The 14611-nt window shown below is 63.9% G+C and carries 15 protein-coding genes; 14 read left to right on the plus strand and 1 reads right to left on the minus strand.

The genetic code is table 11. From position 1 onward, the window contains the following. Positions 1 to 34: 34 nt before the first annotated feature. From IPF49_00455 to fliR, 8 genes are all read left to right on the plus strand, one after another. Positions 35 to 1765 (plus strand): flagellar hook-length control protein FliK, encoded by a 1731-nt coding sequence (locus tag IPF49_00455; protein ID MBK6286112.1) that lies wholly within the window; start codon positions 35 to 37, stop codon positions 1763 to 1765. Positions 1766 to 1907: 142 nt separating this feature from the next. Further along, positions 1908 to 2426, plus strand: coding sequence for a flagellar basal body-associated FliL family protein (locus tag IPF49_00460; GenBank protein MBK6286113.1), 519 nt, complete (start codon positions 1908 to 1910; stop codon positions 2424 to 2426). A 35-nt stretch (positions 2427 to 2461) separates the two neighbouring features. Continuing rightward, positions 2462 to 3424 (plus strand): flagellar motor switch protein FliM, encoded by a 963-nt coding sequence (fliM, locus tag IPF49_00465; GenBank protein MBK6286114.1) that lies wholly within the window; start codon positions 2462 to 2464, stop codon positions 3422 to 3424. A 26-nt stretch (positions 3425 to 3450) separates the two neighbouring features. Next, positions 3451 to 3810, plus strand: a complete 360-nt coding sequence (gene fliN, locus IPF49_00470) for a flagellar motor switch protein FliN (GenBank protein ID MBK6286115.1) — start codon at positions 3451 to 3453, stop codon at positions 3808 to 3810. Between the two features lie 93 nt (positions 3811 to 3903). Continuing rightward, positions 3904 to 4260: a flagellar biosynthetic protein FliO gene (gene fliO / locus IPF49_00475; protein ID MBK6286116.1), complete on the plus strand. Its 357-nt coding sequence runs from the start codon at positions 3904 to 3906 to the stop codon at positions 4258 to 4260. Continuing rightward, positions 4257 to 5054, plus strand: a complete 798-nt coding sequence (gene fliP / locus IPF49_00480) for a flagellar type III secretion system pore protein FliP (protein ID MBK6286117.1) — start codon at positions 4257 to 4259, stop codon at positions 5052 to 5054. The genes fliO and fliP overlap by 4 nt, the downstream gene beginning before the upstream one ends. A gap of 10 nt (positions 5055 to 5064) precedes the next feature. Beyond that, entirely contained in the window at positions 5065 to 5337 is a 273-nt protein-coding gene (gene fliQ / locus IPF49_00485; GenBank protein MBK6286118.1) for a flagellar biosynthesis protein FliQ, read from the plus strand. Between the two features lie 5 nt (positions 5338 to 5342). Further along, positions 5343 to 6125: a flagellar type III secretion system protein FliR gene (gene fliR / locus IPF49_00490; protein MBK6286119.1), complete on the plus strand. Its 783-nt coding sequence runs from the start codon at positions 5343 to 5345 to the stop codon at positions 6123 to 6125. 10 nt (positions 6126 to 6135) lie between these two features. Here fliR and sthA read toward each other — a convergent pair whose 3' ends face one another. Further along, entirely contained in the window at positions 6136 to 7536 is a 1401-nt protein-coding gene (gene sthA, locus IPF49_00495; protein MBK6286120.1) for a Si-specific NAD(P)(+) transhydrogenase, read from the minus strand. A gap of 119 nt (positions 7537 to 7655) precedes the next feature. On the opposite strand from sthA, the gene flhB reads away from it, so the two are divergent. The 6 genes from flhB (at position 7656) to IPF49_00525 (ending at position 14597) form a co-directional block, all read left to right on the plus strand. Continuing rightward, positions 7656 to 8804: a flagellar type III secretion system protein FlhB gene (flhB, locus tag IPF49_00500; GenBank protein ID MBK6286121.1), complete on the plus strand. Its 1149-nt coding sequence runs from the start codon at positions 7656 to 7658 to the stop codon at positions 8802 to 8804. Between the two features lie 135 nt (positions 8805 to 8939). Beyond that, complete coding sequence (gene flhA, locus IPF49_00505) at positions 8940 to 11042, plus strand: flagellar biosynthesis protein FlhA (GenBank protein ID MBK6286122.1); 2103 nt, start codon at positions 8940 to 8942, stop codon at positions 11040 to 11042. Between the two features lie 28 nt (positions 11043 to 11070). Then, entirely contained in the window at positions 11071 to 12234 is a 1164-nt protein-coding gene (locus IPF49_00510) for a hypothetical protein (protein MBK6286123.1), read from the plus strand. Positions 12235 to 12257: 23 nt separating this feature from the next. Then, positions 12258 to 13094: a MinD/ParA family protein gene (locus tag IPF49_00515; protein MBK6286124.1), complete on the plus strand. Its 837-nt coding sequence runs from the start codon at positions 12258 to 12260 to the stop codon at positions 13092 to 13094. Between the two features lie 23 nt (positions 13095 to 13117). Next, positions 13118 to 13825 (plus strand): RNA polymerase sigma factor FliA, encoded by a 708-nt coding sequence (locus IPF49_00520; GenBank protein ID MBK6286125.1) that lies wholly within the window; start codon positions 13118 to 13120, stop codon positions 13823 to 13825. Between the two features lie 31 nt (positions 13826 to 13856). Beyond that, positions 13857 to 14597: a flagellar motor protein gene (locus IPF49_00525; protein MBK6286126.1), complete on the plus strand. Its 741-nt coding sequence runs from the start codon at positions 13857 to 13859 to the stop codon at positions 14595 to 14597. The last annotated feature ends 14 nt before the right edge of the window (positions 14598 to 14611 follow it).

Here is a 14611-nt window from a genome sequence, read left to right on the forward strand (position 1 = left end):
GTTGAGGGGATCTCGCAACCACTGGATACCGCGAATGACATCAGTATCTTTGAATGGCGTGGCCGGCTTGCTCGGTGCACCGTTGACGATGGCGCTGGATGCGGGGTCGCAGGTGCCGGGTGGCTCGCCGCAAGGCGTGGCAAGCGAGGCCCTGGATGGATTTCAGAAGTTGTTGGCGCAGCATATAAATAATATCAATAAGAAGTTGCAACTTGCAGAAAATAAAGAATTAAATATCAATTTTTCGATGGAAAACCTCACCGTTCCCATAACCCCTGAAGCGATCGCCAGCGAGCTGCTGGCAAACGGCATCGGCGTGCAGGCAGCGACGCAGGGTCAGCTTGAGCCGGGGTCAGCGGGAGGGCCCGCAAGCAGCACCCTCGCACTGGCGCTCGGCAAGCCGCCAGTTGCCGGCGAGGGCAAGGAATTGCCGGCGGGAGGCGAGGCTTTGCCGACGATCGCGGGTGTACCCGGGGAGGGTGCCGGCGTATTCGGGTCCGAATCCGGTATGGCGAAACCCGGCGCTGATACATTGCCGCTGGCATTCGCGGCGATGCGCACCCTCGCGCAGTCCGGTCGCGACATACTGGCGCAGCTCGCGGCGGCTTCCGGTCGGACCGAGGACGATCTGCTCCGTGATCCGCGGGCGCTGTTGCAAGCCGCCGCAGCCATGGCCACCCCGGCCGCGCTGAGCGCTGCCGAGGCGCGACTGCCAACGCCCGATCGCGGCGCGCTCGCGGGCCAGGGCGCCATGGGCGAGACGGTCGTTGCCGGGATTGAGTCCCGCAACGCGGCGGATGCGGGCACGTCCCCCGCTTTGGTGCCGGCTATCGCTGGCGCGGCTGGTGGTTCGAGACCCTCAATCAATGCTGGCGCAGCGGAGCTCGCGGCGTTGGATTCGCTGGCGGCCGTGGTGCAGCGGACGCAGGTCAATACGGCCGCCGCGGCAGCGCCGGTTGCCGGCGCAGGCGGTGGCACAGCCGCTGCCCCCGGCACCCCGCAACAAACTGCCGCAGCAATTCCGCTCGAGCCAATGATTGCCGGGCGTAACGAGCAGGGCGCGGGGTTGTCGCGCACCGGCGCCGATCAGCGGCAGTCGTCCGGGGCGACGAAGGAGAGCGGGCGTGATCGACCCCCGATCCCGGTTCCGGGTGCACCCGGCCTGGATCAGGCACAGCGCCATGACGCCGTGGCGCTGAGCGCCGCGCGCCTGCTCCACGATACCGTGGCCCGCGCCTCCGATCCGAAAGTGACGGCCGAACCGGCGCCGCTTCACGGCGCCGGCCCGTTGCACGCAGTCCCGGCGCCGCGCTTGGATTCCGTTGTTGCGGGTGCCGCCACCGTCGCGGCCTTGCCGCTTGCGTCCGGCGCCTGGGGCGAACTGCTCGGCGAGCGAATTCGTTGGCTGTCAACGGGCAACATGGATACGGCTGATATCCACCTCGATCCGCCGGAGCTCGGTCCCTTGCAGGTCAAGGTGCAGGCACATCGTGACGGCACCAGTGTGCAGTTCACCACCCACAGCGCCGTCGTGCGCGACATGGTGGAGCAGTCCCTGCCGCGGCTGCGGGAAATGCTCGAGGGCAGCGGCATGAACCTGCTCGATGTGAACGTTGCCCAGCACCAGGACGGGGGAGGACAGGGGCGTCGCGAGGCGCTGGCGGACATCGCCCCCTATGCCGAACCGCTGCTTGCGCTCGATCCGGCAGCTGGTCATCCGGCGGCTGCGCGCCCGCACCGCGGGCTGGTTGATTACTATGCCTGAGTCCGGGTGTCACGGAGCCGCGTGCGTGCTACCGGGTGCCATCCCCGTGTGTTAACTTCCGATCTCCCGGATCAACGGCGGCCGCGATGGCATGCCGATTGCTCGCATTCACTGGTCGAGTTGAGCGTGACGGAAGATTGGCATGGAAAAAGACAATAACGACGATAATGACTCTGCGGGGGAACTGGATGCTGGTGCTGCCGCCGCCGGCAGGAAGAAAAAGCTGCTGATCATCGCCGCCGCAGTCGGCTTGCTGCTCGTGCTGGGCGGTGGGGCAGCGTGGTTCCTGCGTTCCGGTGACGCCGGGACCGCAGATTCCGCAGCGACGGTTGCGACGCCGGCACCGGCGATCTACGCCTCGCTCGGTGAGCGCTTCGTGGTGACGCTGCAGCAGGAGGGGAAGCAGCGCTACTTCCAGGTTTCGCTCAGCGTGATGGCACGCGAGCAATCCGCCATCGATGCGCTGACGGTTCACGCGCCGCTGATCAGGGGGCGACTGGTGAGCCTGCTGGGATCACAGGATTTTGCCGCACTGCAGACCGAGCAGGGCAAACTGGCCTTGCGTGCCTCGATACTCGGCACGGTGCAGGAAATTCTCACCGCGGAGACCGGGCACGCGGGTGTCGAACAGGTGTTTTTCACGGAATTCGTGCTCCAGTAACGAGCGGCGAGATCCACAGGCAACGGAGTCCGGGCGTGCAGGAATTGCTGTCACAGGAGGAAATCGACGCGCTGTTGCACGGTGTGGACGAGGGCGAGGTGGAGGTCGAATATGGTGTGCCTGCGGCCGATGTGCAGGAGTACGATCTCAGCACCCAGGATCGCGTCGTCAGGGGGCGCATGCCATCGCTGGAGCGCGCCAACGAACGCTTCGCACGCCATCTGCGCACCGGTTTCCGCGGCTTGCTGCGACGCGGTCTCGAGGTCGGTTACGACGGGATGCAGATCCAGAAATTCGGCGAGTACTTTACCAACCTGCTGGTACCGACCAGCATCAACGTGGTTCGCCTGCAGCCCCTGCCGGGGCTTGCCCTGATCGTGATGGACGCCCAGTTGGTGTTCCTGCTGGTAGATAATTTTTTCGGTGGCGGGCGTTTCAATGCCAAGGTCGAGGGGCGCGAATTCACGCCGTCCGAGACGCTGGTTGTCGACCGCGCGCTGGAGACGGTGTTTGGCGAACTGCAAAAGGCATGGGGCGTGCTGGCGGCGATAAAGGTCCAGTTGCTGCAGAAGGAAGCCAGCGCGGATGCGACCACCAGCTACAATCCCAACGATATCGCGGTGATCAGCAGCTTCAGTGTCGATTTCGATGTGAGTGGAGGCAAGTTGCACCTGGTGGTGCCCTACGGCATGATCGAGCCGATACGTGAACTGCTCGATCGCTCGTCGGTTACCGAGGCCGATGCACGGGATTCCCGCTGGGAGGCGGCGCTGAAGGAGAACATCAAGGACGCAATGATCGATCTCCGCTGCAAGGTGGCCGAGACGGAGATATCCCTGCGCGAGGTGATCGATCTCGATGTCGGTGACGTGATCCCGATCGAGATTCCGCAACCGGTGCTGCGCGCCGACACGATACCCCTGTTCAGTGTGCGCCTCGGTACCCTGAAGGGTAACCTTGCCCTGCAGGTTCTGAACAAGATTGATCGGCCCGGCTGAGGCTCGGGCAAACAGGAAGCGTCGCGATGGAAAATCAGGATCCGAACAACACGCCTCAAAGCGGGAAGCCGGCACAGCCCGACGATCTTCCCGAATTCAGCGGCACCGGCAACCCGGCGAAGGCGAACCCGGATCTAGAGATGATTCTCGACATCCCGATCCGTCTTTCGATGGAGATCGGCAATACCCAGATCTCGATCCGCCACCTGCTGCAACTGGGACAGGGCTCGGTGATCGAACTCGATCGCCTGGCGGGCGAGCCGCTCGACGTGCTGGTCAACGGCACGCTGATCGCGCATGGCGAGGTGGTGGTGGTGAACGAGAAATTCGGCATCCGCATGACCGACGTGATCAGCCCCTCGGAACGCATCAAGAAACTTGCCTGAAGGCATTTTCGTCCGCACCGCGGGCACCGCAATCGCTGGCACGCACCTTGCTCAACCTGCTCCGGGTGACAACAATCTGGCGCGGGTGGCAGCATGGCGATGGGGGTGACATCTGGCGCGGCGGGTAGCGGCGACATCTGGCAGGTCACGCTGGCGCTGGCTGCGGTGGTGCTAGCGATCCTGGCACTGGCCTGGCTGCTCAAGCGGCTCCAGCGCGGTGTGATCTCCGGTTCCGCACATCTCAAGGTGGTTGCCTCGTTGCCGGTTGGTCCGCGCGAGCGGGTATTGCTGGTGGATGTGGCGGGTACCCAGGTGCTGCTCGGTGTAACAGCGCAGCAGATCACTGCACTGCACCGCTTCGGTGGCCAGGTAGTGGCTCCGGAGACCCGGGGCGCGGCTGATTTCGCGACCCGGTTGCGTCAGGCGATCGGCGCCGGGGGCGCGCCATGAGAGCAGGTCGCGCGCTGGTAATCGCGGTGCCGGTGTTGCTGACCGTGCTGCTGTTGGCGCCTGGGGTCGTGGTGGCCCAGACTGACCCGGTCTCGATCCTGAGCGCCGGTGGAAATCTTGGCGTGCCCGCCATGAAAGTGACCGTCAACCCCGACGGCAGCCAGGATTACACCGTAACCATCCAGATCCTGGCGCTGATGACGGCACTGACCGTGCTGCCCGCGCTGCTGATGTTGATGACCTCGTTCACGCGCATCATCGTGGTATTCGCGATTCTGCGTCAGGCTCTCGGCTTGCAGCAGACGCCATCCAACCAGATCCTGCTTGGACTGGCGCTGTTCCTGACTCTCTTCATCATGTCGCCGGTACTGGAATTGGCGGACCAGGACGCACTGCAACCCTATCTGCGCGAAGAACTCACGGCGGTCCAGGCCCTGGACAAGGTACGGCAACCGTTCCAGACCTTCATGCTGGCCCAGACGCGCGAGAGCGATCTCGACATGTTCCTGCGCATATCCGCAAGTGGCCCGCTCGCCGGTCCCGAAGCCGTGCCGTTCATGGTGCTGGTTCCGGCATTCGTGACCAGTGAACTGAAAACCGCTTTCCAGATCGGATTCCTGCTGTTCATCCCGTTCCTGATCATCGACCTGGTGGTCGCGAGCGTACTGATGGCGATGGGCATGATGATGCTCTCGCCGATGATCATCTCGCTGCCGTTCAAGATCATGCTGTTCGTGCTGGTGGACGGATGGGCCCTGATCATTGGTTCGCTGGCGTCGAGCTTCGCGTTGTAGGAGGGATCGGATGACGCCGGAAATGACCCTCAAGCTGTTTGGTGACGGCTTTCTGCTGGTGGTGCTGATGGTGAGCGTGCTGGTGGTTCCGAGCCTGATCGTCGGCCTGGTGGTCAGCGTGTTCCAGGCCGCCACCCAGATCAATGAACAGACCCTGAGCTTTTTGCCGCGGCTGCTCACCACGCTGCTGACGCTGCTGGTTGCCGGTCCCTGGCTGCTGTCGCGCCTGATCGAATTCACGCACCGCGTGACCGACTCCTTCTCGCTGATCCTGCTGGGCTGAGCACGATGCTCGAGCTGTCGCTGCCGACGCTCAGCACCTGGCTGGGCGGCTATCTCTACCCGCTGTTCCGTATCGGCGCGTTCTTCATGGTGGCTCCGGTGTTCGGTGCGGCATTGGTATCGGCGCGCATTCGTATCGGGCTCGCGCTGCTGGTCAGCGTGCTCATTGCACCGATGATTCCCCCGGTACCGGCCATCGATCCGCTGTCGCCCGCGGCCGCGGTGCTGATTGCGCAGCAGGTTCTGGTGGGAATCGGCATCGGCTTCGTGATGCAGATCTTCCTTCACATATTCGTATTCGGCGCGCAGATGGTTGCGATGCAGATGGCACTTGGCTTTGCGTCGATGGCGGATCCCGCCAACGGTGTCAGCGTCACTGTCGTCGCGCAATATTTCCTGCTGCTGCTCACCCTGGTGTTCGTGGCCACCAATGGCCATCTGGCCATGTTCGAAATCCTGCTGGAAAGTTTCCGTTACCTGCCGATCGGCGGCGGCTGGATCGGCGCCCAGGCGAGCTGGAACATCGCGAACTGGGCGTCGTGGATGTTTCTGAGCGGGCTGTTGCTGGCGCTGCCGGCGGTCACCGCGCTGCTGGTGGTCAACATGGCGTTCGGGGTGATGACCCGTGCCGCGCCGCAGCTGAACGTTTTCTCGCTTGGCTTTCCGGTGTCGATGGTCTTTGGCCTCTTCGTGATATGGGCCAGCATGGGCGGTTTCCTGCCGCGTTTCGATCTGCTTTCGGGGCAGGCCTTCGCGATGTTGCGCGAACTGATCGGCGCCCCGGTCTGAGGCGCGTGGCTCAGAAGCGGGTAAGGCGGTTCAATCCATTGAGCGCGGCGATACGATAGGCTTCGGCCATGGTCGGATAATTGAACGTGGTGGAGATGAAATAGCGGATATTGTTGGCGGCTCCGGGCTGCTTCATGATCGCCTGGCCGATGTGGATGATTTCGGTCGCTTCCGCGCCGAAACAATGCACGCCGAGAATTTGCAGCGTGTCGAGATGGAACAGCAGCTTCAGCATGCCTACATCCTCGCCGCTGATCTGCGCGCGCGCGGTTTCCTTGAAAAAGGCGCGCCCCACCTCGTAGGGAATGCACGCATCGGTCAGCTCCTTCTCGGTAGCGCCGATGGAGCTGATCTCCGGCAGGGTGTAGATGCCGGTGGGGGTGTCGTCGACGTAGCGCGGATGTTCCTTGCCGCGCGCCGCCGCCGCCGCGGACCGACCCTGGTCATAGGCGGCACTGGCAAGGCTCGGAAAGCCGATCACGTCACCGGCCGCGAACACGCCGGGAACGCTGGTCTGGTAGCGCTCGTCGACGTTCAACAGGCCACGTTCGTCGGCGACGAGTCCGATTTTCCCGAGTGCCAGGCCATCGGTGTTGCCGGTGCGCCCGTTGCACCACAGCAGGGCTTCCCCCTGCAGGCGTTTGCCCGATTTGAGATGCAGCGTCACGCCCTGCGCCGAGTACTCGAGTCGCTCGAACTCCTCGCCGTGGCGGATCACCGCGCCCTGGGTGCGCAGGTGATACGAAAGCGCATCCGAAATCTCGTCATCCAGGTAGGACAGCAACTGCGCGCGCGTGTTGACCAGGTCGACCTTGACGCCAAGGGCGGAAAATATCGAGGCGTACTCGCAGCCGATCACACCGGCGCCGTAGATGATCATCTTGCGCGGGGTATGTGGCATCGACAGGATACTGTCGCTGTCGAAAACCGCCGGATGAGCGAAATCCACATCGGCCGGGCGGTAGGGGCGCGAGCCGGTCGCAATCACGATGTTGCGCGCCGTCACGGTCTCCAGCGCGCCGTCGGGCAGAGTCACGCTGACACTGTTGGGACCGCTGAACGAGGCCGTGCCGAAATACATTGCGATGCGATTCTTGGCGTAGTACTGCGAGCGCATCGCGACCTGCTTGCGAATCACGGTCTCGGCATTCTGCAACAGGAGCTGGAACGAAAGCCGCCGTGGTTCGCCTATGGCGCGAAAGATGGGATTGGAGTTGTAGCGAACCAGGCTCTTCACTGCCTGGCGCAATGCCTTCGAGGGAATGGTGGCGCTGTGGGTGCAGCTGCCACCGACCATCGTGTGGCCCACGGCGACCGCGACCTGCTGTCCGTGCTTGGCGGCGTTGAGCGCGGCACTTTCTCCGGCGGGTCCGCTGCCGATCACCAGCAGATCGAATTTGTAGGCGCTCATGGGTTTCGCCATCGTGTAAACGGCGCTTTATAGCCTGCGGGAACCGCGCTGTCCAATCGGCTCGACGGTGCGCACGATACTTGCAAAGGGTCCGCTATTGACAATTTTCAGGCGCCCCCATGGCCGAAGAAGACACCGGTCAGGAACGGACCGAACAGGCGACCCCACGCCGCCTCGAGCGTGCCCGTGAAGAAGGGCAGGTACCGCGCTCGCGCGAGCTGAACACTGCCGCGATCCTGCTGGCCGGTTCCGCATCGCTGTTGATGTTCGGTCAATGGCTGGCTACGCGGATTCTCGACATCGGGCGCGCCTCGTTTGCGCTCAACCGCGAAGAGATATTCGATACCGGATACATGGCGATCCATCTGGGCAACGCGCTCGAGCGCGCGCTGGGGATGATCACGCCCATATTCCTGTTGCTGGCGGTGGCGGCGCTGCTGGCACCGGCAGTGCTGGGGGGCTGGTTGTTCAGCGCCAAGGCCATGGTTCCGAAGCTCGAACGTTTGAGTCCGCTCAAGGGGCTGGCGCGCATGTTTTCGGTGCGCTCGCTGGTCGAACTGCTGAAAGCGGTTGCCAAGGTGCTGCTGGTGGGCTCGATCGCGGTGCTGCTGCTGTGGCTGCTGCGTGCCGATCTCGACAGCATGGCGGTTCAGCCGCTGGAGCCTGCCCTGCGCCATTCGCTGCGGGTGCTCGGCTGGTCGGCGCTGGCCCTGAGCGCCTCGACCCTGCTGATTGCCGCGGTCGACGTGCCGTTCCAGATCTTCGATCACGCCAGGAAATTGCGCATGTCGACCCAGCAGATCCGCGACGAAATGAAGGAAACCGAGGGCAAACCCGAGATCAAGAGCCGGATCCGGCAGCTGCAGCGTCAGCTGGCCAGGTCGCGCATGATGAGCGCGGTCCCCAAGGCCGATGTGGTGATAACCAACCCGAGCCACTACGCGGTGGCGTTGCGCTATGACCTCGAGCGTGGCGGCGCGCCAACGCTGCTGGCCAAGGGTTCGGACCTGGTGGCGTTCAGGATACGCGAGGTCGCCGAAGCCAATGCCGTTGCGGTGGTGCGCTCGCCGAAGCTGGCGCGCGCGATCTTCTTCACTACTGAAATCGATGCCGAGATCCCGGGCGGCCTCTATCTGGCGGTCGCGCAGGTGCTGGCATATGTCTACCATCTGCGCAATTTCCGCCGCGGTCGGGGCGCCCCGCCGACGCTTCCCGAGGAGCTCGAGGTTCCGGAAGGAATGGATGTTCCGCGGCGCGGTCGCAAGTGATGCGTCAGCCGGCCCTGGCGGGTGGGAATGATTCTTGCCAATGGCTTCATGACCGGCGCGCGCGCGTCAGAATATTGACCGCGGGTGGCGCTCCCGGGTACCAGTCATGCAGGATCTGAAATGGCGCTAGGCGGGATGGAATTGAGCGGCGCGGGTGTGCGCGGGCAGCTGCGCCTGCTCGCGCAGGGCAGTTTCGGCGTTCCGTTGCTGTTGCTGACCGTTCTGGCAATGATGACCTTGCCGGTTCCGCCGGTGCTGCTCGACGTGCTGTTCTCCTTCAATATCGCGTTGTCGCTGGTGGTGCTGCTGGTGGCGGTCTACGCGATGCGTCCGCTCGACTTCGCCGTGTTTCCGACCATCCTGCTGATCACGACCTTGTTGCGGTTGGCACTCAACGTTGCCTCCACGCGCGTGGTGCTGCTCGAAGGTCACACCGGTGCCGATGCCGCCGGCAAGGTCATCGAGTCATTCGGCAATGTGGTGATCGGTGGTAACTATGTGGTCGGCATGGTGGTGTTCCTGATCCTGATCATCATCAATTTCGTGGTGGTCACCAAGGGCGCGGGACGCATCTCTGAGGTCAGCGCCCGCTTTACCCTGGATTCGATGCCCGGCAAGCAGATGGCCATCGATGCCGATCTCAATGCGGGGCAGATCACCCAGGAGGAGGCGCGGCTGCGTCGCGGCGAGGTGTCGAGCGAGGCAGACTTCTACGGCGCGATGGATGGCGCATCGAAATTCGTGCGCGGCGACGCGGTCGCGGGCATGCTGATTCTCGCCATCAACCTGATCGGTGGTCTGGCAATCGGCATGATGCAGCACGACATGGCGTTCGAGGTGGCGATGCAGCGCTACTCGCTGTTGACAATCGGCGATGGCCTGGTCGCGCAAATCCCTTCGCTGTTGCTCTCGACCACGGCCGCAATCATGGTTACCCGCGTAAACAGCGCGCGCGACATGAGCGATCAGGTGCTCGAGCAGATGTTCGAGTCACCGCGGGCGGTGACCGTGGCGGCCGGTGTGCTGCTGATAATGGGCCTGGTGCCGGGGATGCCGCACCTGGCATTCCTGGTGCTCGCCGGGCTTGCCGGTGGTTGCGCCTGGTTTATCCGCAGGCGGATCGGTGCCGGCAAGAAAAGGGGGACCGAACTCGAGGAGCTGCCGCGCCCGAGCGCGCCGGCACCCGTCGAACTTGGCTGGGACGATGTGGCACCGGTCGACATGATCGGACTCGAAGTCGGTTACCGGCTGATCCCGATGGTCGACAAGGCGCAGGGTGGCGCGTTGCTCGGCCGAATCAAGGGGGTGCGCAAGAAATTATCGCAGGAGATGGGTTTCCTGGTGCCGGCAGTACATATTCGCGACAATCTCGAACTGCTGCCCAACGCCTACCGCATCCAGTTGATGGGCGTCACCATGGGCGAAGCGGAGGTCTATCCGGAGCGCGAACTCGCGATCAACCCGGGGCAGGTGTTTGGACGCCTGGAGGGGCTCGAATGCCGTGACCCCGCGTTCGGACTGGATGCCGTCTGGATCGAGCGGTCACAGCATGAGCGTGCCCAGACGCTCGGTTATACGGTGGTCGATTCGAGCACCGTGATTGCGACCCACCTGAACCAGGTATTGCTCGATCATATCGGCGAACTGCTCGGACACGAAGAGGTCGAGCAGTTGCTGCAGAAGCTTGCCCGGATCTCCCCGAAGCTCGGCGAGGAACTGGTACCCGGTGCGGTCAGCATCAACCAGTTGCTGATGGTGTTGAAGAGCCTGCTGGTCGAGGGCGTGCCGATACGCGATATCCGCAGCATCGCCGAGGCAATTTCGGCCCAGGCGGCGCGCGCCAAGGACACGGCCTCGCTCACCGCCGCGGTTCGCGTGGCGCTTGGTCGCACGATCTTCCAGGGGATCAGTGGCAGCGCGCCGAGTGTGCCGGTGATCACGCTCGACCCGCAGGTCGAGCAGGTGCTGATGAAATCGCTCCAGCGCACTCCCCAGGGCGGCGTGGACAGCGAGGATATCGTGCTGGAGCCCGGGCTCGCCGAGCGCCTGCAACGCTCGATGAGCGAGGCGGCCCAGCGTCAGGAATTGCAGGGCAAGGCGGTGGTGCTGCTGGTACCGGCGCCATTGCGCGGGGTGCTGGCGCGATTCATGCGCCACACGCACCGGGCGTTGAAGGTCATCTCCTATCAGGAAGTGCCTGACAACAAGCAGGTCACGATCGAAGCAACGGTGGGTTAGCGTGATGGGTCAACTGGAGGATCAGCAAATGGACATGAAACGAATCCTCGCACCGGATGTGCGTACCGCGTTGCGGATGGTACGCGAGCAGCTCGGTCCGGATGCGTTGGTGTTGTCGAACCGTCGTGTCGCCGAGGGAGTGGAGATTCTCGCCGCACCGGCCGCTGCGCGCGCCACGCCCCCGCCGCAGCCACTGCCTTGTGAAGCGGTGCCGCCGCCGCTGACGCCCTTGCCGCTCGAGTCGCCGTTCGCCGATGTGCAAAGCGAGCTGCGCAGCATGCGCAGCTTCCTCGAGGCGCGTCTGGCGGAGATGAGCAGCGAGCGTGCGGCATACGGGCCCGGCATCGAGGGGCGTGCGTGGCGCCGGCTCACCCGTATCGGAATACCCAATCCGCAGGTGCGGGAACTGGTTGCGGAAATCGACCCGCAGGCGAGCTGGTCTGAAGCCTGGAGCGGCGTGCTGGCGGGGCTGGCGCGTGGTGTAGGCGAGGCGGGCGACTTGATCGAGGATGGCGGGATATTTGCTTTCGTGGGCCCCACCGGCGCCGGCAAGAGCACCACCCTGTGCAAGCTCGCGGTGCGCCATGCGCTGCGTCATGGGGCGCAGGGGCTGGTGCTGATCAGCATGGACGGCGTGCGCCTGGGCGGATGCGATATGCTGCGCGCAGTGGCCCGCTTGCTCGATGTACCGTTTCACGCCGCGCTGAATGGCGAATCACTGCCGGAAATGCTTTCCACGGCGGGACCTTCCCGACTGGTGCTGGTGGACACCCTCGGTATCAATCGCAAGATCCTCGAGCACAATCGCCTGCTCGAGTCGCTGGGCTCGCTGCATGGTCGCGTGCAAACCCTGCTGGTGCTGCCGGCCAACGCACAGTTGTCATGGCTCGACTCCGCGATGGAGGATTACCGCCCCTCTGCTCCGGTTGCCGCGGTGGTGACCAAGCTCGATGAGACCCGCAGCCTTGGCGAGGTGCTGGGAGTGGTGACGCGTGAACACCTGCCGTTGGCTTACAGTACCGATGGACAGGAGATTCCGGACGATCTTAGTGTTGCTTCGGCCGATGCGCTGGTCGTACGGGCCGTATTGCTCGATCCCGAGGGCGATTCCGCGAAGTCCTCCGATGCCCACGCAACGCAAAGTGCGACCGCTGCCGCCGCGGGCCCCATTGCGGCTAGAATGGCCCAATGATGATCTTGGGGACGCCAGCGCGCATGACTACCGCGGTTGAAAGAGCAAGGCCGGTGCAGGTGCTGGCCGTTACCGGCGGCAAGGGCGGTGTCGGCAAGACCAGTGTCTCGATAAATCTCGGCATTGCCCTCGCCGAGCGCGGGCAGCGCGTGGTTTTGCTCGATGCCGACCTGGGGCTGGCCAATATCGATGTGCTGCTTGGCCTGAGACCGAAGCGCAACCTTGCCGATGTGCTCGCCGGTGATTGCGGGCTGGCCGATATCCTGATCGACGGCCCGGGCGGCATCCGCATCATACCGGCATCCTCGGGCACCCAGTCGATGGTGGCACTCGGGCGCAAGGAGCATGCCGGCCTGATCAGTGCCTTCAGCGAGATCGCTGCCGGGATGGACGTGCTGATCGTCGACACGGCGGCCGGAATTTCCGAATCGGTGCTGAGTTTTGTGCGCGCCGCGCAGGAGTGTCTGGTGGTGGTGTGCGACGAGCCCTCGTCCCTTGCCGACGCCTATGCGCTGATCAAGCTGCTCAGCCGGGATTACGGCATGCAGCGGTTCCGGATCATCGCCAACATGGTGCGCGGCAGCCAGGAGGGGGTGCAGCTCTTCAACAAGCTGGCGCAGGTCTGCGATCGCTTTCTCGATGTCACGCTGCATCACGCGGGCGACATCCCCTACGACGACATGGTGCGCAAATGTATACAGCGCCAGCGTCCCGTGGTGCTCGGAGCGCCCCGTTCGCGGGCAGCGATGGCATTTCGCGAGCTCGCGACACGCATTGAACGCCTGCCGTTGCCGGCGAGCGCCAGCGGACATCTGGAGTTCTTCGTCGAGCAGCTGCTCGGCTCCGCGGTGCCTGGCTGAGCGAGCCAGTGAACGGCATTGTGATGTACGCGAGCGCCACTGAAAAACCCGATTCCCGCAAGCTGGTCGAGGAGCACGGTCCGTTGGTCCGGCGTATCGCGTACCATCTGCTTGCGCGGCTGCCGTCCTCGGTCAACGTCGATGACCTGGTGCAGTCCGGGATGATCGGCCTGCTCGAGGCTGCCGCCAATTACGATGCGGCGAAGGGCGCAAGTTTCGAGACCTATGCCGGTATCCGTATCCGCGGTGCGATGATCGACGAGGTGCGGCGCGGCGACTGGTCGCCACGCTCGGTGCATCGCAATGCACGACGTGTTGCCGAGGTGATACGCGCCATCGAAACGAGAACCGGCGAGGATGCCGCGGATTCGGTGGTTGCGCGCGAACTCGGCATCAGCCTGGATGAATACCATGGCATGTTGCAGGACACGGCCGGGAGCAGGCTGTTCAGTCTCGAGGAACTGATCGACACCGAGGGTGGCGCCGAGCGCAGTCTCGGCAGCACGGCCGACAATCCCGCCGATGCAACCGCGCGGCTACGGCTGGCGCAGGATATCGGCAGCGAAATCGAGCGCCTGCCGGAGCGCGAGCGCCTGGTGCTGTCGCTCTATTACGACGAGGAACTCAACCTGAAGGAAATTGGCCTGGTGTTGCAGGTCAGTGAATCGCGCGTGAGCCAGATCCTGAGTCAGGCGACCAAGCGCTTGCGCGCGCGCCTCGGGAACTGGTGACCGGCGCACCATATCGCGGGAGTCAACGGGCATGGATACATTGAGTTTCAGCGGCATCGCGCTGGTGATGGCCGCGTTGCTCGGAGGCGTATTCCTCGAAGGAAACGATCTGTCGATCCTGGTCAATATTCCGGCCGCGGTCCTGGTCTTTGGCGGAACCATCGGAGCCGGATTGCTGCAGATGCCGATGTCGGGGCTGCGGCGCGCAATAAACATGCTGTCGTGGGTGTTCAAGCCGCCGCAACAGGCGTTCATGCCGGGGATCGAGCGGGTGGTGCGCTGGGCCACTACGGCGCGCCGCGAGGGCTTGCTCGGGCTTGAATCGGTCGCCGAACTCGAAGCCGACGCATTTGCCCGCAAGGGGTTGCAGTTGCTGGTCGATGGCAACGAACCCGATGCGATCCGCAACGTGCTGGAATCCGAGTCGGGCCTGCGCGAGCAGCGCGATGTCGATGCCACCCGATTCTACGAGAGCATGGGCGGTTATGCACCGACCATCGGGATCATCGGTGCGGTGGTGGGGCTGATCCACGTGATGGGCAATCTCGAGGATCCGGCACGCGTCGGCCCCGGCATCGCGGTGGCGTTCGTTGCCACGATCTACGGCGTGGGACTCGCGAACCTGTTCTTCCTGCCGATCGCGGGCAAATTGCGCAGTTGCGTGCGCGAAGCGGCGCAATATCGGGAAATGGTCATCGAAGGCATCATCGCGATCGCCGATGGCGAGAACCCGAGGGCCATCGAAATGAAGCTCAACGGTTACCTCGGCTAGCTCGGAGCAAGCCG

It is taken from the genome of Gammaproteobacteria bacterium (assembly GCA_016705365.1).
GTDB lineage: Bacteria > Pseudomonadota > Gammaproteobacteria > Pseudomonadales > UBA5518 > UBA5518.

Excerpts from the sequence above, each read along its gene's own strand:
- IPF49_00455 (MBK6286112.1), top strand. The coding sequence starts at position 35 with ATGACATCAGTATCTTTGAATGGCGTGGCCGGCTTGCTCGGTGCACCG.
- IPF49_00460 (MBK6286113.1), top strand. The coding sequence starts at position 1,908 with ATGGAAAAAGACAATAACGACGATAATGACTCTGCGGGGGAACTGGAT.
- fliN (MBK6286115.1), top strand. The coding sequence starts at position 3,451 with ATGGAAAATCAGGATCCGAACAACACGCCTCAAAGCGGGAAGCCGGCA.
- fliO (MBK6286116.1), top strand. The coding sequence starts at position 3,904 with ATGGCGATGGGGGTGACATCTGGCGCGGCGGGTAGCGGCGACATCTGG.
- fliP (MBK6286117.1), top strand. The coding sequence starts at position 4,257 with ATGAGAGCAGGTCGCGCGCTGGTAATCGCGGTGCCGGTGTTGCTGACC.
- fliQ (MBK6286118.1), top strand. The coding sequence starts at position 5,065 with ATGACGCCGGAAATGACCCTCAAGCTGTTTGGTGACGGCTTTCTGCTG.
- fliR (MBK6286119.1), top strand. The coding sequence starts at position 5,343 with ATGCTCGAGCTGTCGCTGCCGACGCTCAGCACCTGGCTGGGCGGCTAT.
- sthA (MBK6286120.1), bottom strand. The coding sequence starts at position 7,536 with ATGAGCGCCTACAAATTCGATCTGCTGGTGATCGGCAGCGGACCCGCC.
- flhB (MBK6286121.1), top strand. The coding sequence starts at position 7,656 with ATGGCCGAAGAAGACACCGGTCAGGAACGGACCGAACAGGCGACCCCA.
- flhA (MBK6286122.1), top strand. The coding sequence starts at position 8,940 with ATGGAATTGAGCGGCGCGGGTGTGCGCGGGCAGCTGCGCCTGCTCGCG.
- IPF49_00510 (MBK6286123.1), top strand. The coding sequence starts at position 11,071 with ATGGACATGAAACGAATCCTCGCACCGGATGTGCGTACCGCGTTGCGG.
- IPF49_00515 (MBK6286124.1), top strand. The coding sequence starts at position 12,258 with ATGACTACCGCGGTTGAAAGAGCAAGGCCGGTGCAGGTGCTGGCCGTT.
- IPF49_00520 (MBK6286125.1), top strand. The coding sequence starts at position 13,118 with ATGTACGCGAGCGCCACTGAAAAACCCGATTCCCGCAAGCTGGTCGAG.
- IPF49_00525 (MBK6286126.1), top strand. The coding sequence starts at position 13,857 with ATGGATACATTGAGTTTCAGCGGCATCGCGCTGGTGATGGCCGCGTTG.